General features: G+C 71.4%; 1 protein-coding gene and 1 pseudogene. Both read left to right on the top strand.

What is annotated here, in order from left to right; translation table 11 throughout:
- Positions 1 to 187: pseudogene (locus HMPREF0975_RS15290) on the top strand (peptide ABC transporter ATP-binding protein); the annotation flags it as partial.
- A 51-nt stretch (positions 188 to 238) separates the two neighbouring features.
- The coding region (locus HMPREF0975_RS14265) for an ABC transporter substrate-binding protein (protein ID WP_009234948.1) at positions 239 to 1,145 on the top strand (907 nt) is incomplete at its 3' end.

Here is a 1,145-nt window from a genome sequence, read left to right as displayed (position 1 = left end):
GGCCCTACTGGTCGTGTCGCACGACCTGGCCGCCGTCGCCCGTGTCTGCCGGCGCGCACTGGTCATGGACGACGGTGCCATTGTCGAGGACGCCCCCATGCACCACATCCTCACCCAACCCAGCCACCCGGCCACCCGCGCCCTGCGCGACGCCGTTCCCACCCTGCCGACCGCAACAACTGACTGACGACGACCGCCTCGACCGATGACACCCCGACACAGGCCCGAAGGAGCATCCATGTCTTTGCCCGCCCCCGCCGTCACCCGCCGCCAGGTCCTCGCCGCCCTCAGCGTCGGAGCAGGCGCCGCCGCCATCGCCTCCTGCTCGCGCAGCTCCTCCGGCGACGGCCGCATCCGCCTGGCCATGTTCCACGCCCCCGAGAGCAAGCTCAATCCGCTCACCAATGACGGCGTCAAACTCGTTCGCTGGTCGTGCGCCGAGACCCTCACCAAGCTCAACGCCGACGGCGATGCCGAGGAGCTCCTCGCCACCTCATGGAAGCGCGAGGGAGAGACCACCTGGCGCTTCACCCTGCGCGACGGCGTCACCTTCCACGACGGCACCGCCCTGAGCGCCGAGAACGTCGCCGCCGCCCTCACCTTCGCCGCTACCGCCGCCAAACCGCCCCGCAGCCTCGACGGCATCACCCTGACCGCGACGGCCGACGGCAAGGACCTCCTCCTGACCACCGCGGCCCCCGACCCCCTCATGCCGCAGCGCGTCTCCAGCCCCCAGCTCGTCATCCTCTCCCCGGCCGCCTACCCGAGCTCCTCCGACGGCGCCGTCGACCCCGTCGGCCACGGCACCGGCGCCTTCATCCTCAAGCAGAGCAACGGCAGCGCCTCGGCCGCTCTGGACCGCAACGACAAGTACTGGGGCAAGAAGGCCGCCGCCCCCGGCATCGACGTCACCTACGTTCCCGACGGCGCCGCCCGCGGAACCGCCCTGAGAACCGATACCGCCGACATCGTCGAGGCCGTTCCCGTCGCCCAGGCCGGCAACGTGGACAAGAACCTCCTGCATGAGATCGCCAGACCGCGCACCTCCACCCTCTACCTCAATACCCGCTCCGGCGCCTTCGCCGACCCCGCCGTGCGGGCCGCCGCCCGTAACGCCGTCGACCCGGCCGCCCTCATCAAGACCG

Origin of the sequence: Actinomyces sp. oral taxon 849 str. F0330, from assembly GCF_000239715.1 — a bacterium.
GTDB lineage: Bacteria > Actinomycetota > Actinomycetes > Actinomycetales > Actinomycetaceae > Actinomyces > Actinomyces johnsonii.
Note: the sequence above shows the minus strand (reverse complement) of the source record. Positions and strands in the feature narration are given on the sequence as shown.